16 protein-coding genes and 1 pseudogene are annotated in these 22,838 nt (G+C 70.3%); 9 read left to right on the top strand and 8 right to left on the bottom strand.

Annotated features, from left to right (window positions below; genetic code table 11):
- Positions 1 to 151 precede the first annotated feature (151 nt).
- Entirely contained in the window at positions 152 to 619 is a 468-nt protein-coding gene (locus ACIQBL_RS03460; protein ID WP_401936222.1) for a DUF4913 domain-containing protein, read from the top strand.
- 1,523 nt (positions 620 to 2,142) lie between these two features.
- On the opposite strand, the gene ACIQBL_RS03465 is transcribed toward ACIQBL_RS03460, so the two are convergent.
- Complete coding sequence (locus tag ACIQBL_RS03465; protein WP_401936224.1) at positions 2,143 to 2,988, bottom strand: hypothetical protein; 846 nt, start codon at positions 2,986 to 2,988, stop codon at positions 2,143 to 2,145.
- Between the two features lie 168 nt (positions 2,989 to 3,156).
- Between ACIQBL_RS03465 and ACIQBL_RS03470 the strand changes: the two genes are divergently transcribed.
- The 3 genes from ACIQBL_RS03470 (at position 3,157) to ACIQBL_RS03480 (ending at position 7,545) form a co-directional block, all read left to right on the top strand.
- Entirely contained in the window at positions 3,157 to 4,041 is an 885-nt protein-coding gene (locus tag ACIQBL_RS03470) for a DUF4913 domain-containing protein (protein WP_401936225.1), read from the top strand.
- Between the two features lie 1,182 nt (positions 4,042 to 5,223).
- Positions 5,224 to 5,841, top strand: coding sequence for a hypothetical protein (locus ACIQBL_RS03475; RefSeq protein ID WP_401936228.1), 618 nt, complete (start codon positions 5,224 to 5,226; stop codon positions 5,839 to 5,841).
- 108 nt (positions 5,842 to 5,949) lie between these two features.
- A complete protein-coding gene (locus ACIQBL_RS03480) occupies positions 5,950 to 7,545 on the top strand; it encodes a glycosyl hydrolase (protein WP_401936231.1) in 1,596 nt (531 codons plus the stop codon).
- Between the two features lie 107 nt (positions 7,546 to 7,652).
- Here the strand turns inward: ACIQBL_RS03480 and ACIQBL_RS03485 are convergent, their stop codons facing one another.
- Positions 7,653 to 10,592 (bottom strand): AfsR/SARP family transcriptional regulator, encoded by a 2,940-nt coding sequence (locus ACIQBL_RS03485; protein WP_401936233.1) that lies wholly within the window; start codon positions 10,590 to 10,592, stop codon positions 7,653 to 7,655.
- Between the two features lie 192 nt (positions 10,593 to 10,784).
- Between ACIQBL_RS03485 and ACIQBL_RS03490 the strand changes: the two genes are divergently transcribed.
- On the top strand, positions 10,785 to 12,374 hold the full coding sequence (locus ACIQBL_RS03490; RefSeq protein ID WP_401936235.1) for a hypothetical protein: 1,590 nt from the start codon (positions 10,785 to 10,787) through the stop codon (positions 12,372 to 12,374).
- On the opposite strand, the gene ACIQBL_RS03495 is transcribed toward ACIQBL_RS03490, so the two are convergent.
- Positions 12,269 to 12,643, bottom strand: coding sequence for a hypothetical protein (locus tag ACIQBL_RS03495; RefSeq protein WP_401936237.1), 375 nt, complete (start codon positions 12,641 to 12,643; stop codon positions 12,269 to 12,271). The two genes, ACIQBL_RS03490 and ACIQBL_RS03495, sit on opposite strands and share 106 nt — an antisense overlap.
- Before the next feature lie 589 nt (positions 12,644 to 13,232).
- On the opposite strand from ACIQBL_RS03495, the gene ACIQBL_RS03500 reads away from it, so the two are divergent.
- The 3 genes from ACIQBL_RS03500 to ACIQBL_RS03510 all read left to right on the top strand — a co-directional run bounded on the left by ACIQBL_RS03500 (position 13,233) and on the right by ACIQBL_RS03510 (position 15,672).
- Entirely contained in the window at positions 13,233 to 13,919 is a 687-nt protein-coding gene (locus ACIQBL_RS03500; protein ID WP_401936239.1) for a glycoside hydrolase family 11 protein, read from the top strand.
- Positions 13,920 to 13,953: 34 nt separating this feature from the next.
- A complete protein-coding gene (locus tag ACIQBL_RS03505; protein WP_401936242.1) occupies positions 13,954 to 14,658 on the top strand; it encodes a polysaccharide deacetylase family protein in 705 nt (234 codons plus the stop codon).
- A 222-nt stretch (positions 14,659 to 14,880) separates the two neighbouring features.
- On the top strand, positions 14,881 to 15,672 hold the full coding sequence (locus tag ACIQBL_RS03510) for a hypothetical protein (RefSeq protein WP_401936244.1): 792 nt from the start codon (positions 14,881 to 14,883) through the stop codon (positions 15,670 to 15,672).
- Between the two features lie 22 nt (positions 15,673 to 15,694).
- Here the strand turns inward: ACIQBL_RS03510 and ACIQBL_RS03515 are convergent.
- The 4 genes and pseudogenes from ACIQBL_RS03515 to ACIQBL_RS03530 form a co-directional block, all read right to left on the bottom strand.
- A pseudogene (locus ACIQBL_RS03515) lies at positions 15,695 to 15,997 on the bottom strand (sensor histidine kinase); the annotation flags it as partial.
- Positions 15,998 to 16,530: 533 nt separating this feature from the next.
- Positions 16,531 to 17,193 (bottom strand): response regulator transcription factor, encoded by a 663-nt coding sequence (locus ACIQBL_RS03520; RefSeq protein ID WP_401936246.1) that lies wholly within the window; start codon positions 17,191 to 17,193, stop codon positions 16,531 to 16,533.
- Between the two features lie 176 nt (positions 17,194 to 17,369).
- On the bottom strand, positions 17,370 to 18,776 hold the full coding sequence (locus ACIQBL_RS03525; protein WP_401936248.1) for an NAD(P)/FAD-dependent oxidoreductase: 1,407 nt from the start codon (positions 18,774 to 18,776) through the stop codon (positions 17,370 to 17,372).
- A 156-nt stretch (positions 18,777 to 18,932) separates the two neighbouring features.
- Positions 18,933 to 19,349, bottom strand: a complete 417-nt coding sequence (locus ACIQBL_RS03530; protein ID WP_401936250.1) for an SsgA family sporulation/cell division regulator — start codon at positions 19,347 to 19,349, stop codon at positions 18,933 to 18,935.
- A gap of 205 nt (positions 19,350 to 19,554) precedes the next feature.
- On the opposite strand from ACIQBL_RS03530, the gene ACIQBL_RS03535 reads away from it, so the two are divergent.
- Positions 19,555 to 21,150 carry a sigma-70 family RNA polymerase sigma factor gene (locus tag ACIQBL_RS03535; RefSeq protein ID WP_401936253.1) on the top strand — a complete coding sequence of 532 codons (1,596 nt, stop codon included), beginning with the start codon at positions 19,555 to 19,557 and terminating at the stop codon, positions 21,148 to 21,150.
- On the opposite strand, the gene ACIQBL_RS03540 is transcribed toward ACIQBL_RS03535, so the two are convergent.
- Positions 21,135 to 22,727 carry a hypothetical protein gene (locus tag ACIQBL_RS03540; protein WP_401936255.1) on the bottom strand — a complete coding sequence of 531 codons (1,593 nt, stop codon included), beginning with the start codon at positions 22,725 to 22,727 and terminating at the stop codon, positions 21,135 to 21,137. The two genes, ACIQBL_RS03535 and ACIQBL_RS03540, sit on opposite strands and share 16 nt — an antisense overlap.
- Between the last annotated feature and the right edge of the window lie 111 nt (positions 22,728 to 22,838).

Raw genomic sequence — 22,838 nt, forward strand, 5'->3', positions numbered from 1 at the left:
CGGCTGTGCGGTTCAGCCGCTCCTGAAGGCGACGCCGCCTTTGGCGCCGAGCGTTCGGTCGCTGCCTCGGCAGGGGGTCAGGAAGTGCGGCATCCGTTGAACCCAGCGCCGCGTACGCGCGTTCTGCTCCTCATACGAGACCGGAAGGAACATGGCAGTGGACGCCGACAGCGCCAGGCAAGAGGCCGCAGCACCCGAAACCCCCGAAACGTCCCGGAGGCCCCCCTCCCTGCCTCCCGCTCCCCCCACCGCACCGCGCTTCATCCTCTACCTGGAGGGGACCAAGTACCGCCAGACCTTGCGTCAGTTGACCCTCTGGGCGCACCACGTACTGCTGCCGGTCTACGCCAGGGAGGTCACCTCCAACGCCCCCTGGTGCTCGCGCTGGTGGGAGCACCCCGAAGCGGTCGCCCAACTCCACGGCCTGTGGATGGCCTGGGGAGAACTGACGGGCCCCGGCTCGGAGATGACCGGGCCCGCTATCTGGCACCGCGACCATCTGGCGCCGGTGATGGCCAACCTGCGGGATCCGATGGGCCCCTTCGCCGGCTGCAAGCCCGGTGTCCACCGCTCGAAGGAGGCCCCTCCCGTCGACGCCGTCGACCCGTTCGGCGACTGAACGAAGCCCCACAACCGGCCGTTGAACCGTTCGCCCCGCAGCACAACCCGGCACATCACCATGAAGGCTGCTCCTCGTCATGCGCACGAAGCTCGATGCCGTCTCCATCGCCGCCGTACTCATTCGGCCGGCCGGAGGCGTCGCGGTGACAGCCGGCTGAACCCGGGTCGACTGAACCCGGGCCGTCCGGGGCCGGGGCGTTCTTGGGGGCCGCGGGGCTGTCGGCCTGTCGCCCCTCTCGGCCCACAGCTGACGGAGGACTCCGATGCCGGTTGCCGCCGTCGGCTCGACCGTCTGCTCTCCGGGCTGGCGGTGCTGAACCCCCGGGCGTGCGCGAGCCGTTGTGCCTTTCGAACCGGCGTCGGTGTTCAGTCGACAGATCGCAGCCGGCAAGGTCGGGGAGGTACGCACATGCCTGCTACCCATACGTGGCGGTTCGCGCCGCGTGGTCTGATGCGGCGGCGTCGGTCCGTGTCGGACGCGGATGGATGTTATTCCCGTCAGGACCTGCCGCGACCGGTCGGTAGTGCCCCGCGGCTTCCCGAGTCCCCGCTGCCTTCTGGCCTGCCGGCGTTGCCGACGGGATTCGAGCCGGCGACTACGACGAGTCGGGCCCGCCCGTTCCTCGACACCGTGGCTGCCGGGCGTTGAACCGTTCTCCCCGAGCGGCCCGTTGTCGCTGGGACAGCACCTCCGACCTGAATGCATCGCGGCCGGGTGGGGTGTCATGGGCGATGATCTCGATCATCGCCCAGTGGTAGTGGCGATCGCCCTTGGTGCCGTGTCCGGTCCGCAGCCGCTGCCGGGCCCCGCAGGGCGGCTTCGCCAGGACGAAGGCGCAGTTCGCGGCCACCGTAGACCTCATCGGCCGCGACCCAGCGGGCCGGGAAACCGGCAGCGCGGGCGTGAGCGAGCATCACCGCAGCCTGCTGCGGCTTGGTCGTGAAGAGGCAACTCGTCGGGCACTCCGGCCAGCCGGCGGCGCTCGTCGGTGGCGGCCCAGTCTCGCGTCAGGTACAGAACGGGTCGATCAACGCGTTCCCGGCGGCGCTCGCACAGCTGAGATGCACGGCGACCTGGCACAGACCGACTCCGCGCAGCGTTCCGGAATCCCGGATCCAAGCGGTTCTCCCAGCGCAAACGCGCTGAAGGGAAATCCCGCAAGCAAGCCGTCCTGACGCTTGCCCGGCGCCGTCTCAATGTTCTCTGGCCCTCATCCGGGATCACAGGCTCTTCGGGACCGTCTTTGCCCGCGCCGATGCCACAACGACATGACGCCTTCACCCGCATGTCACCACAGCCACTTGACAACCTGATTCCGTGGCTCGGTGTGCCGTCACCAGTAATTCGCCGTCGGCCGACGCGGCGGCCGAATCCACTGGACGTTGCCACCGGGACGCCCCGCCAGTACCACCGAGGCGGCGCACCGCGTTTGTGTGAGTCCCGAGGACGACTCGCTCCGCTTTGGATCGTCCACTGAGATCACCGCAACCCGGGGGCAACCTCCAGTGTGTCCGGGCTGGTCAGCGCCTTGAACCTCCCCTGCTTGAACTGGCGTGCCCACTGCTCGGGCCGCCGTGCTCCCGCCTTGCGGCAGAGGTCATTTGGTCAGTGCTGATTCGGGCCTGAACGGGTTGGATCTCACCCTGACCTGAGATACGAGCGGGGCGTATCTGCTCGTTGAGTCTGGTCAGATACCTATAGGTCGGGCTGTCCCTGTACGACCGGGGATTGCTGTGCTTGATCTCGGTCTTCAGTTCGGCGATCACCGACACGTACTCGGCGTGAGCGAGTGCTTGAGCATAACCGACCCCGCCGGAGGCGTTCCGCTCAAGGAATTCTCTCGCGGGCTGGCCCACGATCTCCCGAGTTCGGCTTGAGATCTTTCCGTCGATGGAGGCCAGATATCCCACGTTCTGCATGTTGCTCGTCACCGCCGCCATCTGCCTGGCGGCGGATTCTTGGAAGGCGGTGTCGTCGCGCGGTAGGTTCATGTTGCTGAAATCGCCGACATGGTTGTCGAAAGAGTTCGTCACGCCGCCATGGGTGGCCTCGTGTACCGCGACCGATTGAGCTGATCCCAGGGTCCGTGAACCGCCGGGCGCGCCGTAACCGCCCTCGAATGTCGAGGGGTCGTAGTCGATGGAGTCTCCCTCCTCCCTCTGTACGTATGTGGGCCGGGTTCCGTTGTCGACCTGATTCAGCCTCACCCCGTCCAGAGATGACTCTGCGAAGTCGCGGACATCTGCTGTGTCGCTGCTGGATGTCGATCCCGGCGAATACCGTCCGCCGAACGCCTCCGTCGCGTCACGGAGCCGTTGCCGTTCGGGTCGTTGATGCCTGGCCTCTTCGTTTCCCAATGGGTCCATGCCGTCTCTCCTCTCGGATACAGTCCGGTAGGCGGTGACCACCTCCCGGCGTCGACACAACGGCTACCGACTCACGTTGGTTCAATGCCATGAATGAACCTCCCGGCCTCGCTGCACGTTGTGATCACACCGACCCGCAGCCGAGAACGATCGGGATGAGATGCCGCTGTGACATCCGCAACGTCTCACGACGACGACCACCAGGAACCACGCTTCATTCTCTACTTGCAAGGCGCTGCGTATCAGACGGCGATCCGGCACCTGGCTGAGTGGGTCCACTTCGCGCTCCTCCCGCTCTACGGGAAGGAGGAAACTCCGTCCTCGCCGTGGTGCCCCCTGTGGTGGAAGCATCCCGAAGCCGTGGCCAGGCTGCACGGGCTGTTCATGGCCTGGCACGATCTCACCAGCGAAACGTACGAACGGAGCGGACCATCGAGCTGGCATCGGGACCACCTGGGCACCACGATGGAGGAACTACGTGATCCGAGAGGCACACTTGCAGGATGCAAGGCAGGCCGGCACCAGGCAAAAGAAGCTCCCCTGACGGAGGAGTACACCACGCCGCCGAAGTCGACGGCTGATTCCACGAGGCGCACGACACCAGAGTTCATCTTCTACTTGGAAGATGACGGCTACAACGCAGAACTGCAGAAGCTGACATCCTGGGTCCGGTATTTGATCATGCCGTACTACGGCCGTGAGAGAAGCTCCGATGCACCTTGGTGCTCCCGGTGGTGGGAACACCCGGAGGCCGTCGGCCGGTTCCACGCCCTTTGGATGGCCTGGGACGACCTCACTGGCTGGGACACGGACCTGACGGGACCGTCAGTCTGGCATCGGGACCACCTTGGCCCCGTGTTGAGGGCGCTGAGGCACCCCGCCGGCCCCTTCGCGGGATGCCGGCCTGGTTACCATCGTGCCCTGGCTCCGCCCCGAGTTGAGCCATTTCCCCGTGACGCACCGCCACCGTTCACGCCCGCCCCGACCGGCTACCTGCCGGATGGTCAAGGCGCGTTCGCCCAACGGCACTATCCGCCTCCATTGCGGCAGTGAACTCTTTCAGCGTGGCCACCGATCAGGTGAAGGCTTCCGTGGCCGCAACGCACGAGGCTCGCGTGCCGTCGGGGGAGGTGTTCGACCGTCTTCGTCACCCAACCGAGCCGCTGGGCACGGAACGGACGGATCACCAAAACCCGCAGAGGGGCCTACACCCTCCTGCCCGACGCGCCACAACCGCTGCCAGAAAGCAGGTTGACCTGCGGAGGAAAGCCGTAACTTCGCGGCATTGGCACAGGAACTGAGTCGGTTGCGTGACCGAGCGGAATCCCCCAAGGCCCTCGCCCCGGACGCGAAGCGCTGAACCAACGCGCGCACATCTCCTACGAGCCCTACGAGGTCAGGTATTCGTCGCCGGCCACCGGCGCCGCACGGTTCGCGGCGCGGGGTCTGTTGGAGCGGCGCCGGTCCGCGTCGGACGCGGACGGGTGTTATTCCCGTCAGGACCTGCCGCGACCGGTCGGCAGTGCCCCGCTACCTTCCGAGTCTCCGCTGCCCCCCGGCCTGCTGCCGTTGCCGGCGGGATTCGAGTGGGCGGCGAGGACGAGTCGGGCCCGTCTGTTCCTCGACACGGTGGTTGCGGGGCGTTGAACTGTTCGTCCCCGGCGGCCCGTTGTCGCTCATGACGGCACCTCCGACCCGATGCGGGGCCAGGCGCGGAAGCCTGATCGCGGTCCGTCGCGCGGTGGTTGAGCGTCCGGCGTTGAACCGCCCTGCTCCGACGGCCCGTTGTGCCTCACGTCAGCACCTCCGACCCGAAAGAGGGGCACCGTGGCCGACGACAATGCGGCGTCCGCAAGCCGGAAACGGCTGACGAAGAGTCCCGAGCCCAAGCCCACGCGCGCGGTTCAGTTGGCGCAGGCCTTGCTCAAGGACGAGCGTCGGCTGCGGGGTTGGCATCGCCGCAACGGAGCGCGTCTGACCGGCGCGGGCCCCTTGGAGGAGATGTGGGACACGCTCCGTGAGCTCCTGGACCGCGTCCTGGGGCGAACGCGGGGAGCGCGGGGCGGAGGGGCCGGGCCCGGAAGCGGACAGGAGGCCGGAGCGCCCGGCGGTGGACAGGGGTTCGGCCCGTCCGGTGGCGGGCAGGAGGCCGCGCCCGGTGGGGCTCCCCTGCCGGACTCGGGCGGCCGGACTCGGGCGACGACGGCCGAGCCGCCGTACATGTCCTCATCGGAGATGTCCGCGTTCGAGCGGCTGGGAGAGCTCGAAGCGACCGTGAAGAACCTTCCGATACTCGAACGGGAGGCCTTCGAGAACGAGATTCTGCGCCTGATCGGTGAGGACGCCGAGCCGAACAAGTGGAAGACGGCATACGACAAATCGCCTGGGCGCATGCCGCTTGTCACGGAGTACGCCAACAACGCCTATATGAGGAAGCTCCGGGACGAAGGGCCTCCGGACATCGACCCGGAGACGCAGGCACTCCGGGACCGCTGGGAGCGCCCGGCGTCATCCAGAAGCCCCTCGACGCGGGGGGCGGCTTTCCAGGATCCGAGCGAGGAACGCCTCTCCGACGGCAATGCCTTCCTCGCGGCCCGCCGGAGGGAGGAACTGGGACACGGCACCGAGCCGTCCGCTCCGCCGAGTCCCACGCTCTCGGCATCCGACAGAGACGTCGAGCCGCTCTCGCCCGGCGAGGTGTCGCCCGTGCTCGGCCCTGTGGGGCTGGCGCTCATCAACGACCCCTCGCTCCCTTACCGCCCTTCGCCGCGTTCCGGTGCCACTGAGACGGCGGCGACGAAGGCTGTTCGGTCGGACAGCGACGGGCACGCTCGGCCGATGGGACGACGGTAAGACATCCCCCGCCCGCTGAACCATCCACCACCCCCATCCGTCGTGCCAGCGGCGGCGACACCTGATCGTCGCGCCCCCGCGCGCAAGCCCGACGGAGAGGCACGCTCCATGCGCAGACGCACGTCATTCCTGCTCGCCCTGCTGCTGGTCATCGTCGGAGTCTCCGGCACCGCCATAGCGATCCAGACCCACCGCTCCAGCGGCACGGACCTCAAGGGAACGCCGGCCGCCGACGTAGGCACCGCCGACCACACCGTCACCCTGCGGAACAACACGGACAGCCGGATCTGGGTCGGCAGCGAGGTCAACGCCGACGGCTCGGCCGCGCTCACCGGGCTGCCGGCGCTGGACCCGGGGCAGTCCGCCACCCTGACCGTCCCGGAGCACGAGGGTGCCGGGCACTGGCGCGGCACCTTCTTCGCCCGCCAGGGATGCAGTGGTGAGGACGGCAGCACGTTCCACTGCGCCGTCGGCGACTGCGGACCCTACGCCGACCACTGCAGTGTCGGTCAACAGCCCACCGGACTGGCCGAGTTCAACTTCGACCCGGCCGACTCCCTGGCCCCCTGGTACGACGTCAGCTACGTCGACGCCGTCGCCGCGCCCGTCACCATCACGCCGAACGACGTGACGCCGCCGCAGAGCGGTGAGTGCGCGGTGGCCGGGTGCGCCGAGGATCTGCTGTCCGCCTGCCCGGCCGACGACCTGACCAAGGACCCGGGTACCGGGCGGTCGCTGGTGTGCGTCAATCCGAACCGGGACGCGAAGACCCCGTACAGCGACATGATCAACCAGAAGTGCCCGACGGCGTACGCCTGGTCCAAGCAGGACGCCGAGCCGGGCAACAAGGTCATGTACCAGTGCACCAAGTGCAGCGGTCTGACCGTCGCCTTCGGAACCGGCACCCCCGCCCCGGCCGACCCCGGGACCGTCGCCCAGCCCGCACCCGCCACCCAGCCCGTCACCACCGCCGCCCCGACCCGCAAGGGCGTCAGCCTCAACGCCGTCGACGGTGCCTCCCAGGCGCTCGCCGACTCGGGCGCGTCCTGGTACTTCAACTGGGCCTCCTCCACCGGCGCGGTCACCAAGCCGGACGGTGTCGACTTCGTCCCGATGATCTGGGGCCCCGGCTCGGTCACCGACGCCGAACTGGGCGCGGCCGTCCAGAACGGCAGCAAGGAACTCCTCGGCTTCAACGAGCCCGACAACGCGGGGCAGTCCAACATGACGCCCGAGCAGGCCCTGGACCTGTGGCCCCGGCTGGAGTCCACCGGACTGCGGCTGGGCGCGCCCGCGGTGGCCTCCGGCGCCGCCGACGACGGCGGCTGGCTGGACCGCTTCATGAAGGGGGCGGGCGACCGCGGTCTGCGCGTCGACTTCATCCCCGTGCACTGGTACGGCTCCGACTTCGGCCCCGACGCCGCCAACCAGCTGCGCGGCTATCTGCAAGCCGTCTGGGACCGCTACCACAAGCCGGTCTGGCTGACCGAGTACGGCCTCATCGACTTCTCCCAGGGCACCCCTCGCTATCCCAGCGAGCAGGAGCAGACCGACTTCATCAGGTCGTCGACACAGATGCTGGACAGCCTGAGCTTCGTGGAGCGCTACGCGTGGTTCACGCTCTCCACGCAGACCAGCCCGACCGGCCTCTACGACGGGACGACCGCCAACGCCAGCGGCCGTGTCTACCACGACGCGAACTGACCCGGAAGGTGAACCATCCTCAACTCCCGCCCGTTGTACGGGTGCAGCCTGGCCGTGTCCTCGCCCTCCGGGGCCACGGCCAGGTCTTGACGGACAGGAGGTTCTGGTCAGGCGGCCCACTCTGACGCGGCGTCCTGCGTGCCGGCATCAGGCGAACCGTTCTGCAGCCGGTCGAGGCGGTAGCGGACCTTCCCGGCGTCCCGGTGGTCGAACTCCTCGAAGATCGCCAGTGCCTGCCGCCAGCTGTCACGGGCGGCCTCCGGTTCACCGGCGGCCAGTCGGGTGTCACCGAGGTTGCCCAGGGTGTGGCCCTCTCCCCACCGGTTGCCGATGTCCCGGTGCGCCTTGAGGGCCTGGTGGTAGTACTCGACGGCGTCGTCGTAGCGATGGAGGCGGCTGTGGACCGTACCGAGGATGTCGAGGGTGACGCCTTCGACCCAGCGGTTGCCGCTGGCGCGCAGGACGGTCAACGCCTGCTCCAGGCAGTCGACGGCCTCGTCGAACCGGCCGAGCCGCTGGTAGGCGTCGCCCAGGTTGGCCAGGGAGATTCCCTCGCCCCAGGCGCTGCCGACGACCCGTTCCATGGCCAGCCCTCTGCGGATGTACTCGACCGCCTTGCCGAGTTGGCCGGACTGGAGATACGCGTCTCCCAGATTGGTCACGGCCGACCCCCTGGCGTCCGCGTCCCCGAGCTCCCGGTAGGCGACCATCGCCTCGCGGAAGTGGTCGACGGCGTCGATGAGCCGGCCCGAACCGCGCAGCGCGGCGGCCAGGTCCGCGAGGCCCTGCGCCTCGCCCCAGCGGTCGTCGTCGGCGCGGGCGGCGGCCAGGCCCGCCCGCGCGGTGTCGACCCAGTCGTGCGTATGGCTGCGGAGGTAGAAGAACCCCCACAGGACGGCGGGCAGCCGCCACGCGACACCCGGCAGGCCGGAACCGGCCGCCTGGTGCACCGCGGTGACCAGGTTGGCCCGCTCGGTCTCGCACCAGTCCAACGCCTGGTCGTGCGTCGTGAACTCCAGGGGACGGCACAGGGGCGGCGGCGGTTCGAGGGAGATCCGGCGACGCTGCGGCGTGATGTGCGGATAGGCGGCGTCGGCGGTGTGCAGATACCAGGCGAGCAGCCGCTCCACGGCCCACTCCCGCTCCTGCGGCGCTTCCACGGCCTGGACGCGCTCGGTGGCGTAGACGCGCAGAAGGTCGTGCAGGGTGTAGCGGCCCGGGAAGTGTTCGGTGAGCAGGTGGGCGCGGGTGAGTTCGACGAGCAGGCCGCGCGCCTCCCGCAGGGGGAGCCCGGCGAGGGCGGCCGCCGCGGGCGCGGAGATGTCGGGTCCCGAGTGCAGGCCCAGCAGGTGGAACATGCGCGCGGCCGGCGCGGACACCGCGTTGTACGACCAGGAGAAGACGGCCCGTACGTCGGTGGTGATGTCGTCGCCGGACGCGAAGGCGTCGAGGCTGCCGTGGCTGGCGCGCAGTTCCTCGGCGATGGCACTGAGCGGGAAGCCGGGATGGGCGACGGCATGGGCGGCGACGATGGCCAGCGCCAGCGGCAGCCGGGCGCACCGCGTGATGATCTCGTCCGTCGCCCGCGGTTCCGCCGCCGGTCGGGCGGTGCCGAGACGGCGTGTCAGGAGGTCGTGTGCCTCGGCGGGCGTCAGCTGGTCCAGCGTCAGCGGATGCGCCCCTTCCCCGGCGACCAGGCCGGTGAGCCGGTTGCGGCTGGTGACGATGACCAGGCAGCCGGGGGAGCCGGGCAGCAGCGGGCGGACCTGGTCGGCGTCACGGGCGTTGTCCAGGAGGACCAGCATCCGTCGCCGGGCGAGCATGCTGCGGTACAGCGCCGTCTGGGCGTCGAGGCCGGCGGGGATCCGCATCGGGGGGACGCCGAGCGCCCCGAGGAAGGCGCGGATCGCCTCGTCCGCCGTCACGAGCGAGCCGGTCGGATCGAAGCCGCGCAGGTTGACGTAGAGCTGCCCGTCGGGGAAGCGGCCGGCGATCTCGTGCGCCCAGTGCACGGCCAGGGTGGTCTTGCCTATGCCGGCCATGCCGCCGATCGCGCTGATCACCACCGTGGGCGGGGCGTCGCCGTCCTCGGGCCACAGGGCTCGGACCTGGTCGAGTGCGGCGCTTCGACCGACGAACGTCGGCAGATCGGCGGGCAGTTGAGCCGGGCGGGCCGCGTGCATGACGACCGGGGCGGCCGGGGGCGCCGGGGAAGCCGGCTCCGTCGGCTCCTTCGGCTGAGGTGTCGTCCGCTCGGGCGGGCCGGGGTCCAGGGTCGCGTCGGCCGCCAGTATGCGGTCGTGCAGGTCCCGCAGCGCCGCACCGGGTTCGATGCCCAGCTCGGCCACCAGGGTGCTCCGTGCGCCGCGGTAGGCCGCCAGCGCCTCGGCCTGCCTCCCGGAGCGGTAGAGCGCCAGCATCAGCAGCCGGCACAGCTGTTCCCGCAGCGGGTGCTTGCCGGTCAACGAGATCAGCTGGGCGATCACCTCGCCGTGCCGTCCGCTTTCGACCTCGATGTCCAGCCAGGTCTCCAGCGCGGCCAGTCGCTCCTCGTCCAGCCGGGAGCCCTCGGACTCGGCCAGGGGGCCGGAGAGACCGGCCAGCGCCGCTCCCTGCCAGCCGCCGAGCGCGGCGCGCAGCAGTTCCGCGGCGGCGGACGACCGCCCGGTGGCGCGCAGCGTCTTCGCCTCCGCGACGCGCTGCTCGAACACGGCGAGATCCAGGCCGTCCTCCGGCAGCCGGACCAGGTATCCGTCCCCGACCGACACGACCACCTGTGGCGGTTCGGCCGCCTTCCGGCCCGGCTCCAGGACCTTGCGGAGGCGCGACACGTAGGTCCGCAGGACGGACACGGCGGCCGACGGCTGCTCCTCGCCCCAGACCGCGTCGAGGAGTTCGCCGAGTGCGACAGACCGGCCCCGCCGTAACAGCAGCGCGGCCAGGACCGACCGCTGCTGTGGCGAACCGAGGTCCAGTTCCTGTTCACCCCGCCATGCCCGGACCGGACCCAGCACGGCGAAACGCAGGGAGTCTTCGTATCCGTTCACCCCCCGGACTGTACTCAACAGCCTTGCCGCACAAGGCACCTGACGGAGTGTGGCTCGTCCCGTCCGGCCGACACGGGCCCGTGGCCGAGGAATTGAACCGTTCCTCCACGGCGCCCGTTGCGCTACCCGGGGACTGTCACGCCGTTCCCGACCGGGGCCGTTTCGGCCGGGAAGCGTCAGAAAGGAAGAGTCATGAGCCGGGGTGAAGAGACGGACGAGCCGATCACGGGGGACGATCAGGCCGTGTCCGGGGAACCGGTGGATCTCGGCAAACCGGAATCCGCCGAGGAGCCGTCCGCGCCGGCGCCGCGCCACTCGGTGGTCATCTCCGGAGACGGCTCGGCCGCGATCGACGGCGAACCCGTACCGCTGGCGGAGGGAGAGGCGGTCGACGCCGCGATCCTCGACAGACTGCACGGATTCGCCCGTGACCGGAACACCACCGTGACGGCGACCATCTCCGATCCCACCGCGGGTTACGTGGCGTTCGTCGAGGTCGCCCCCGACGGTTCGAGCAGCCTTCTGGAACAGCAGCAACAGGAGCAGCAACAAGAGCAGCAACAGGAGCGGGAACACCGGGAGTTGCCGCCCGAGCCCGCCGAACTCGCGCTGGGCGTCGAGCCGTTCGGACCCGTTGCGGGAGCCGGAGCCGGCCCTGCCGAAACCGCCGACGACGATCTCGATGACGACGACGAAGCCGCCGATGAAGACGGCAACGAAGACCGTGACGAAGACGATGAAGAGGACGACCGCGACGAAGTCTTCGACGTCGACGCGTACGCACGGGAGCAGCAGCGGCAGCGCCGGCTCACCGGGCCGCCCCCGCCCGTCGCCCGCCCGAGTTCGAAGGTCGCCACGGGGAACGGGTCGCGTCAGTCGGACGACGAGTACGGGTCGCCCGGTCTGCTCCACAAGCCCCTGGTCGTCGGGCCGGTGGCCGTCGGCGTGGCCGCTCTCATCATCGTTCCGCTGGTGATCCTGGGCAGCGGCGCACCGAGCGACGGAGGCCGCCAGAAGCAGACCGCCCGTTCGAGCACCGAGACGAGCGGGGCTCCGCAGGCGAAGGAGACGGCGCCGACCGCCTCCTCGACCGCGAGCACACCGCCCCCACTGCCCAGCGCGACGGCCACCTCGGCGTCGGCCAAGCCGAAGGCATCGAAGGGCGCGAAGACCCCGAAGAGCGGCGGCGGGGGCGCAGGGGGCGGCGGAGGCGGAGGAACGGGAGGCGTGACAGGGGTCACCGTCACCGTGACCGCCAAGCCACCCCGGGCCACCGTGACCGCGAAGCCCGCGCAGGACACCGCCGCCACCGCGGTGACACGGCTCCACCGGAGCGACCCGTCCGGGCGGCACATCTGCTACCGCGCGTACCTCTCCGGGCAGGGCTGGCAGAAGCCCGTCTGCGACGGCACGCTCGCCGGAACGACGAGCGGGACCCATCCGATCAAGGCCCTCAACATCGCGGTGTACGGCGGCGGCGGCTCGGCCGCCAACGCCTTCGTGCACGACCCCAAGTCGACCAGTGGCCAGGGCAAATGGGAACCGCAGTGGACGGCCGTCATCGGCGACGGCAAGAACAACTACATCGGCAGCACGAAGTCGAGCGCCCCCTACATGACGGGCTTCGCCATCAACATCGGCAGCGGCCAGATCTGCCGGACCGCCAAATCCCACGGCTACGACTGGGGCAGTTCGGACTGCACCCAGCCACGCCCCGGCTTCATCTTCGGCGGCACCCTGGAGAACACGCGCTGGCTCCAAGCCGTCAAGCTCTGGGTGTGAAGTCCTCTGCACCAGGTGGTGAGCAGCTCGTCGAGTTCGCGGTGCGGCGCCGGGGCGGCCCTGTCGTCCGACGCGGCGGCCTGGCGGGCGAGCGGTCCCCAGGAGTCGGCGACCATGTCGTAGAGGCCTTCGGCCATCCACTCCAGCACGCGCCGGAGCGGGTCGTCCTCGGGCGGCGGCAGGAAGCCGCGTGCCTTGTCGAGTACGGCGGTCATCTTGCGTCCGCCGTCCAGGAAGGTCGGCCAGGTCGCGCAGGGCGTGTTCGGCATCCGGGCAAGGGGACAGGTCCTCGGCCGAGTCGCTTGCCCACATGGGGACTTCGACGATCGCGGTGACACCGCCGTAGCGCAGGGGTGCGCACCAGGTGGACGCGCCGATGTCCTCCGAACCGGCGGCCAGGCGGTCGGTGCGGTCCGGCGGGGGCAGGACGTGGACGGCGGGACTGGGGTTCTCCCAGTACAGGGCGTCGTACGTGCCGTGCTGGAGCGGGATGCCCAGTTCGGCGGCGGACGTCCGGAAAGGCGCGGCCAGTTCGGGGAGGCCGGAACGGCCGTAGTTCGTCGATCAGTTGGAAGAGGGTGCGGCTCTCGGGGAGCGGGTTCGCGATGATCGGCGCCGTCCGGATCGGGGCAGCACGGCCGGAAGATCGGTGGATTTCTCGAAACATTCGATCGAAACATTCGGAATTCAGATCTTGAGCCTTCGCCATTTTCTTTACCTCTCCCGCCGTGAATCGTTCAAGGTGCTGCGTGAGCTGCGCATTCTCGGTAAGTCTCTTCCCTGATAGGTCGGCGAATATTTCGCACTCAACACCGAAACCATTGACAGTTGACAGGGACGTACCAACACTGACGCCGCATGGAGAACACACCCGCACGCACGACAAAACGCTTCAGGCTGTTGGTCAGCGGCGCCTGCGCTCTGCTGCTGGCCCTCCTCGCGGCGATGACCCTGCCCGGCACCGCCAGCGCCGACACGGTCGTCACCACGAACCAGACCGGCACCAACAACGGCTACTACTACTCGTTCTGGACCGACACCCAGGGGTCGGTCTCCATGAACCTCGGCTCCGGCGGCAGCTACGGCACCACGTGGCGCAACACCGGCAACTTCGTGGCCGGCAAGGGCTGGAGCACCGGTGGCCGCCGCAGCGTGACGTACTCGGGGACCTTCAACCCGTCCGGCAACGGCTATCTGTCGGTGTACGGATGGACGTCGAACCCGCTCGTCGAGTACTACGTCGTCGACAACTGGGGCACCTACCGGCCCACCGGAACGTACATGGGCACCGTCACCAGTGACGGCGGCACGTACGACATCTACAAGACCACGCGGTACAACGCCCCTTCCGTGGAAGGCACGAAGACCTTCAACCAGTACTGGAGCGTCCGGCAGACGAAGCGCACCGGCGGCACCATCACCACCGGCAACCACTTCGACGCCTGGGCCCGCGCCGGAATGCCGCTGGGCAGCTTCAAGTACTACATGATCCTCGCGACCGAGGGCTATCAGAGCAGCGGGAACTCCACCATCACCGTCCGGTGACCACCCAACTCCCGATGCCGGAGGACCACTTCACATGAAAGCCGCACCGCGCACAGCACCGCACCTCTCGTTACGCTCTCTGGTCGCCGGGCCGGCCGTCGTCGCCCTGGTTGCCGCGGGCACCCTCGCCGTTGGCCTGAACACCCCGGCGCTTGCCGCCACTTGCTCCGGCTACGTCGGGCTCACCTTCGACGACGGCCCGTCCGGCAACACGCCCAGCCTGCTCAACTCGCTGAAGCAGAACGGTCTTCGGGCCACGACGTTCAACGAGGGCAGGTACGCCGCTGCGTACCCCGCACAGGTCAGGGCGGAGGTCGCCGCCGGTATGTGGGTCGGCAACCACAGCTACACCCACCCGCACCTGACACAGCAGACCCAGGCGACGATCGACTCGGAGATCTCCCGGACCCAGCAGGCCATCGCGGCGGCGGGCGGCGGCACGCCCAGGCTGTTCCGGCCGCCGTACGGCGAGACCAACGCCACGGTGAAGGCCGTAGAGGCCAAGTACGGTCTGAAAGAGATCATTTGGGACGTCGACTCGCAGGACTGGAACGGCGCGAGCACCGACGCGATCGTCCAGGCGGCGGGCCGGCTCACCAACGGCCAGATCATCCTCATGCACGACTGGCCGGCCAACACGGTCGCGGCGATCCCGCGGATCGCCCAGGGCCTCGCCGCCCGCCATCTGTGCGCCGGAATGATCTCCCCGCAGACCGGCCGCGCCGTCGCTCCTGGATAGTCGCTCCCGGACAGGGACGGCAACGGCGTCCACGCGGCGCGGCGACGAAGGCCGCCGCGCCGCGTGTACCACCCGCCGCACGCCCCTGACCAGGGGATCCGCCGTCGCTTTCAGGTTGTGTTCAGGCTCGGACGGGCCTCGGGAAACTCATGCACCGGAAGGTCCAAAGCTCTGGCAAAGAGGTCTGGGGCAATGGCCGAAGGCCATGTCATCGTGGCTGACATGACGACTGATCACCTCACTCACGACAGGCCTTCGCGCCGCATTCGGCACGCGGCGAGCAAGGTGCCGGAGGTGACCGTCTACTTCTGGATCATCAAGGTGCTGACGACCGGCATGGGTGAGACGGCCTCCGACTTCCTGGCCCACGCGTTGGGCCCGATCCCCGCCGTCGGTCTCGGCGGTGTCGCCCTGGTGGCCGCCCTGGCGGTGCAGTTCGCGGTGCGGCGGTACGTGGCCTGGATCTACTGGACCGCGATCGTCATGGTCAGCGTGTTCGGCACGATGGCCGCCGACGTCCTGCACGTCGGCCTCGGCGTCCCGTACGCGATCTCCACACCGTTCTTCATGGTCGTACTGACCGCCGTCTTCGTCCTCTGGTACCGCAGCGAAGGCACCCTGTCGATCCACAGCATCCACACCCGGCGCCGCGAGGGCTTCTACTGGGCCGCCGTGCTCGCCACGTTCGCGCTGGGCACGGCCTGCGGGGACCTCACCGCCACGATCGGCCTCGGCTATCTGGGCTCCGCCGTCCTGTACGGCGTCGCGATCGCGGTACCGGCCATCGCGCACCGGTGGGGCAGCCTGAACGCGGTGGGCGCGTTCTGGGCGGCGTACGTCCTCACCCGCCCGCTCGGCGCGTCCGTCGCCGACTGGATGGCCCTCAGCCACCAACGGGGCGGTCTCGCCTGGGGACTCGGTCCGGTCACGCTGGCCTGGACGGCGGCCATCCTCGGCTTCGTCGGCTACCTCGCCGTCTCCCGCAAGGACGTCGGGCAAGACGCCCTGGCGTGACGGTCCGGCGTTCGGTGCGTGGTCATCCGGTGCGTGGTCGTCCGGTCGGCAGGCTGACCACGCACCGTGCTCCTGGGGCGTGCCCGGAGTCGTAGGTCACCTCGCCGCCCGCCGAGCGGGCCAGACGGCGTGCCGGCGGCGGCCCGAGGCCCGCGCCGTCGTGGCCGTCGCCGGGATCCGCACGCCGGCCGGGCTCGAAGAGCCGCGCGGCGAACGAGGCCGGTACGCCGGGGCCGTCGTCCATGACACCGACGCGTACGCCGTCGGGGGCGCGGTACGCGCGCACGGTGACGGCCGAGTCGGCGTAGCGGCGGGCGCTGGTGAGCCAGCCGGCGGAGGGCGGCGGTGGCGGTGGCCTGCGCCGGGTGGTGGGTGTCGCTCATGAGGGGTGGTTGCCGATCGGGCGGGGTGGCAGGCGGCGGAGGGGCGCGGTGACGGTGGCCTGCGCCGGGTGGTGGGTGTCGCTCATGAGGGGTGGTTGCGGATCCGGCGGGGTGGCAGGTCGTGGAAGGCGGCGGTCACGGGGTCTGCGGCCGGTGTCGGGCGCCGCTCGTGCCGGGGTCGGCGATCCTGCGGGGTGGCAGGTGGTGGAGGGTCCTGGTGGCGGCGGTCATGGGGGCGGGCCTGCGGCCGGTGTCGGGAACCGCTCGTGAGAGGTGGCCGCCGATGCTGCGGGCGTGCGGGCGTGCGGGCGTGCGGGCGGGACGGTAGGTGGTGACTGGGGACGGTCAGGGCGGCCCGCTGTTCGTGTCGGGTGTCGCTCATGACGGGGTCGCCGGCCCGGCCCGGCGCGTCGCGTTGGACACCAAGCGATCCTCACGGCGTCCACCGCTGCCCGCGGCCGGCGCCGGATGCCGCTCATGACAACCGGTGCCCGACCCCGCGGGCCGTCCCGATCGTCCGGGCGCTGCCCGCCTCCCGGAGTTTGCGGCGCAGGCGGGTCAGGTACTGGTCGAGGGTGTTGTTGTGGACCCGGGCGCCTTCGGGCCAGCCCGCGCGGATCAGCTCGCGGCGGCTGACGATGCCGCCGGAGGCCGCCATCAGCGCGGCCAGGAGGCGGAACTCGGTCGGCGTCAGGTCGACCCGGGTGTCCCGGACGTCCACCGTGTGCCGGACGGCGTCCAGCACCAGGTCTCCCGCCGTGGCGGTCGGCGGTGGCGCCGCCCGCTTCAGGGCGGCCCGCAGCCGCGCCGCGAGTTCGGCGAGATGGAACGGCTTGGGCAGATAGTCGTCGCCCCCGGCCGAGAACCCGGACAGCCGGTCGGGCAGCCGGTGATGCGCGCTGAGGAAGATCACCGGCGAGAGGAACCCGTTCGCCCGCATCGCCTGGCACACGTCCCGCCCGTCCGCGTCGGGCAGCCCGATGTCGAGCACGGCGGCGGAGACGTCGGCGGTGGCCAGGCGCAGGGCGGTGGCGCCGTCCGGCGCGGGGACGGGGTCGTAGTCCTCGTCGCGCAGTCCGCGCATCAGCACGCCCCGCAGGGCGTGATCGTCCTCGACGACCAGGATGGTCCGACGCATGATCCTCCCTGACTACAATCCTGTAGACGGTCTACGGAACTGTAGACGATGCGGGGACGGGAGTGCGCCGCGAGCCGGTCAGGATGCGTTCAGGTGGCCCGCCTGCCGCACTGCGCAGGTCGCTCGTCGCTCCCGAGGCCGGCGTCCTGAAGAAGCGCACCGAGGCCGCGCCCGCCCTAGGCGGGGAGCTCCGGCAGCCGGATTCCGGCGTCGGCCAGCAGTCGTCGTTCCGCCGCGGTGAACGTCGGCGCTTCGAGCTGGGGCCGCAGTGGCCCGATCAGCGCCGCCGCGAGGACGCCGGGCCGGAGCAGGGCCGTGCCCGGGGACTGGAGGGTGAGTACCTTCGTCATCGCGGTCGCCACGCGGTACGAGCCGGTGGCGGTGTGGGACAGCCGGCTGACGTACCGCTGGAGGAGCCGGTCGGCCGGGCCCGCGTTCCTGCCCTTTGTCGTCCTGTAGTGGATGTCCTGTCCTACGGCGAGACTCCAGGCGAGTTCGACGGGACGGGCGATGGCACGCTGCGCCGCGCGGGACAGGCCGTCGGCGAGGCCCAGGGACGCAAGTCGGGTGCGGAGCGCGACCGCGCCGATGGCCGCCACCGACATGCCGTGCCCGTACACGGGGTTGAACGCGGCGACCGAGTCACCGAGCGCGACCAGCCCTTCGGGCCAGGACGTGAGGCGTTCGTAGGAGAAGCGGCGGTTGACCGTGCTGTGGGTCAGGGCGACATCGGTGAGCGGCTCGGCGTGGGCCAGGAGGTCGGCGATCACGGGGTGGCGGAGAGTACGTGCGTACGGCTCGAACTCGGCCGCCTCGCGGGTGGGTTGGGCGCCCGGGGTGCCGATCAGGCTGACGTGCCAGCGGCCGTCCTCGATCGGCACGATGCCGCCGGTCCGGCCGGGTTCGCCCCGCCGCGGGTCGGCCTGCACGCTGATCACGGGCCAGTTCCGGGTGGAGACGGGGGCGCGGTAGATCCGGCTGGCGTACGCGAAACCGGAGTCGATGCGCTCCTCGGCCGCGCCGGAGACGCCCAACTCGGCCAGCCACTGCGGAGTCCGGGCCGCCTTTCCGGAGGCGTCGACGACCAGATCCGCGGTCAGTTCGGACTCGGTACCGTCCGCCGCGCGCAGCCGTACGCCGGTGACGCGGCGCGAACTCCCCAGCAGGGCGGTGACTTTGGTGTGCGGGCGCACGCTGACGCGCGGGTCCTTCAGCACTTGCCGGCGGACGACGGAGTCGGTGAGGTCGCGGCTCGCGGCGATCAGGAAGTGGGTGTCCCGCTGCCAGCGGCGGTACCAGCCCTCGGGCGAGTAGATCATCATGTTCGTCGTCATGGGCACGCGGTGGGCGCCCGCGCCCAGCAACTCCTCGACCGTGCCCGGCAGCAGGTCCTCGATCGCGTTCGCCCCACCCGACAACAGGACGTGGAAATGCGCCGCCTGGGGAACACCCGGGCGTGACCCGGGCCCCTCGGGCAGTCCGTGCGCCTCGATGATCTCGACGCTGTCGACATGGTCCTTGACCGCGGCGGCGGCGAGCATGCCGGCGAGGCTGCCTCCGACGACGACGGCACGGGTGGACATCCGGGATCCCCGGGACACTCGGGATACTCGGGACGCCTGGGGTGGCCGCTGCGGCGATTCACTCATGGGGGGAAGATAACAAGCCCAATTGACCTGCCACAGAGGGCAGTTGCTCCCCTGTCCGGCCCCTGTCCGCCCCCCTGTCCGACCCTCGTGTCACGCGCCGTCGAGCAGCGAGGCGAGTCCGCGGTCGAGGGACGGTTCCAGGGCCTCCCGGCCCGGTTCGGTCACCCGGTAGGTGCGGCGCAGGAAGTGGTGGAGGGCGACCGTGTCGAAGCGGATCATCGCGATGCCCTCCGGCGAGTGGAACTCGACGGCCGTGTGGGCGGGGCCGTACGGCCTGATGTGCACGTTGCCCATCCCGGCGGGGATCCCGAGACCCTCCTCCAGGAGCGCCCGCGCGAAGGTCCACGTCACCTTCTTGCCGTCGAGCGATATCCAGGCGGGGAAGAGGAGTTGGACGGCGAAGGGGTCGCCGGAGGAGTAGCGAAGGGTGACCGTCACCGCCAGCTCGTGGTCGTCGTCGGCGATCAGACGGGCGTTGGTGGGCTGTTCCAGGGTGAGATGGCGCATGGGCGGTCTCCGATTCGGGTGGGGCGGCGGCCGTTGTGCCGACACCCTCCTTGATCACGTGGAGGGGCCTTTGATTACGCCATCACGCAAGCCAATTCATGTGACCTGTGTCACCTTGCGGAACGACTGCAACTTTAATTGAAATTTTTGCCATCTAGGCTTACAAATCCTTCCCCGCCCCACTGGCAACTGGAGCGTTGCTGCCATGAACGACGGTCCCACCGCCGCGTACGCCCGGATCTACGAGGAGCAGCAGCCGCGCCTCGTCGCCTACGCCCGCTCGCTCACCCGGAACGCCTGGGTCGCCGAAGACCTCGTCGCCGAGGCGCACTTCAGGGTGTGGCGCAGGCTGTCCGCCGGGCACGAGATCGAGAACGTACCGGCGTACCTCATGACCACGGTGAAGCATCTCGCGACCGCGGCGGGCAGCGCCGCACGCGAGACGCCGCACGATCCGCAGGCCGACGAGCGGGCCGGCGCCGCCCCTGTGCACGCCCACGGGGGCGACCCGGCCGAACAGGTGTCGTCCACCGACCTGTTGGTGCGGGTGCTGGAGCAACTGCCCGAGCGCTGGGTGAAGGCGCTGTGGCTGGCCGAGGCGGAGGGCCTGCCGCTGGCCGCGATAGGCCCCCAACTCGGCACCAAGCAGGGCGCGACGGCCGTACTGCTGCACCGCGCGCGGGAGGGCATGCGGCAGGCGTTCCTGCGCGCCCAGACCGGCGCCCCGGACGATCCCGCCTGCCAGGTCCACTGGGCCCGTATGCCCGCGTACGTGCGCGGCGGCGCCACCGAGCGGCAGTCCGAACGGCTCCTCGGCCACGTCGACGCGTGCGACGACTGCCGCGCCCGGCTCGCGGCCCTGATGCGCGCCAACGACCGGCTGCCCGCGCTCGTGGCACCGGCCCTGCTGGTGTTCGTGCTCGGCGGCGCGGGCAAGTTCCTGCTCGCGTTCGGCGCGGGATCCGCCGGCGCGGCCACCGCCGCGGCCGGCGGTCATGGCGGCGGCTTGCTGCACGGCGTACGGCACGCGGCAGCCGGTGCGTCGAAGACGCAGATGGCGGCGGCGGTCGGCACGGCCGTCGCGGGCGCCGTCGCGGTGGTCGCCCTCCTCGGCGGCGCCGACGCCACCGAGGTCCCGGTCGCCAAGGGCCCGGTGGCCGAAGTCCCGGTGTCCCAGGCGCCGGTGGCGTCCGAGCCGCGGACGGGGAAGCCCTCGAAGGCGCCGCGCGCCCGCGGCCGTTCCGCGGCACCCGCGCCGGACGGGGCCAGAAGTGCCGTGTCTCCGGCCTCCCTTGGCACGACCGGCGACCGGTCGACCGGGACACCGGTGGGCAGCGGTGGCGGAACACCCGTTCCTACGGCTCCTGTTGCGACGCCTCCGGTGACCAGCGAGCCGGTTCCGATTCCCGTTCCGACCGCGCCTCCGACCGAGCCTCCCGTTCCACCGGTGACCCCGGAGCCGGAACCGACGCCGACTCCCACGCCGCCGGTGGTCACACCGCCGGTGGTCACGGAGCCGACCCCGGAACCGGCGCCTGTGTACCCGACGCCGACGGAACCGGCTCCCACGCCTCCCGTGAGCGAGGAGCCGACGCCGGAGCCGAGCGCTCCCGTGCAGGAGACCCCGGAGCCGGTCACTCCGGAGCCGACGACCCCGTACGAGCCGCCGGCACCGTCGCCGTCGCCCACGCCCGAGCCGTCGGTGGAAGCTCCAACCCCCGCCGATCCCACACCCGTTGAGCCCCCGGTCGGTGACCCGCCCTGTGGCCCGACGGTCGAGGAGGATCAGCCGATCGCGTAGGCGCGGTAGACCGTCTCCACCGAGGTGCCGCCGGTGGAGTCGGTCACCTGCGAGCGCAGGGCGACCGCGCCGGAGGCGGGGTTGTGCACGGCGGCCTTCCAGGAGGACCCGGAACGCGTGACGGAGACGGCCTTCCAGGTCCTGCCGCCGTCCGAAGACGCCCAGACCTTCAGGGACTTGACCGTCGACTTGGTGAACTTCGTGTCCGGGCCCTGGGAGCCGCGGCCGGCGCTGACGGTGACCGTCGTGGTGCTGTTCGCCGCCGCCTGGTTGTGGCTGTTGAGGCCGGCCGGCAGGAACCGTGTCATGAAGACGGGCGCGACCCTGCCCGACTTGGTCGGGTCGGCCTTGAACCGCCAGTCGAGGGTGATGCGCGACGACAGCATGCCGGACGGGAAGGTGATGCCCGGGTGGTAGCGGTGGGCGTCCACGGTCAGCCGGTAGGTGCCGACCGAGTGGACGGCGGCGGAGAACTCGGCGTCGGAGGTACCCCAGTTCGTCAGGGTCTGCTTCTTCACGGTGGTGTTCCCCTTGGACAGGACCACCGTCTCCTTCGTCGTGTCGGCCCCCCAGATGCCCACGTCGGGGTCGCCGATCAGGGCGTCCGGGATGAACGTCAGGGACTTGTCGCCGACGATGGGCAGGTAGTGCATGGGGCTCCACACGGCCCGCCCGAACGACTGGGTGAAGCTCTGCCCCGCCTTCAGCGTCCTGGTCGCCGGGTAACCGCCGGAGACACTGTCGCCGTTGCTCGCGACGATGTCGTCGCTCGGCTGCCAACTCCCGGGAGTCACATGGAAGGTGGCGCTGTAGGGCGCGCTCTCGTTGAGGACGTCTGCCTTCAGGCCGGTCGTGCAGTCGTCGACCTTCGGCGCGGCCTGGAGCATGGTGTAGTTGTCGCTGCCCACCTGCGTCCCGCTGCGCACCGAGAACCGCATCGTCGCCAGCTTGGACCGCTTGAACGAACCGCCGGGCGCGGCCGGGATACCGGTCGTCTTCTTGACCGCGACATAGCTGTCGTCGCCCGACCACTGCGCCATGTACGCGAACTGGAGCAGCTTGGAGGAGTTGGGGATGGCGTAGAGGGCCCCCGCGTTGTTCCAGCCGCCCGCGCTGTACGCCGAGGGCATGTCCATACTGGCGGCACACACCTGCGCGCTGATCCGGGCAGGCTCCGTCACATCGGCCGGCGTGTCCAGTGACACCTGCACGGCCTTGCCCTTACGGGCGTCCAGCGTCACGGACTTGGCCCCCGACACCGACACGACCTGCGCGCCGATGGTGTCGGTGCCCAGACCGTCCGTGGCGCTCTCGTAGATGTCCGTCATCGCGAGGTACCTGCCCGACGGCAGGCTGAGCTTCTTGCCGGACTTGACGGTGCGCGTCTCACCGGACGTCGCGTTGACGACGGTCACCGTCGTCGCCACCTTCGCGCCGTGCCGCCCCAGCGTGGTGACGGTCAGCGAGTTCGACGCCGCCTGCGCGGAAGCGGCGGGAACGAGCAGCGGCGCGAGCATGGCCACGCCGACGAAGGCGAACGGTATGCGTCTCGTACGTCCGACACGGTCTGCGTTCATGACTACCCCCTAAGGACACCGACTCCCCAAAGCCGACTCATAGTAGCCACGCGTCTCACCCCCCGCTCATGACCCCCCGGCAGGCCTCCGCGTACGCCCCCACCAGAGGCC

Source organism: Streptomyces sp. NPDC088350 (genome assembly GCF_044753545.1).
Classification (GTDB): Bacteria; Actinomycetota; Actinomycetes; order Streptomycetales; family Streptomycetaceae; genus Streptomyces.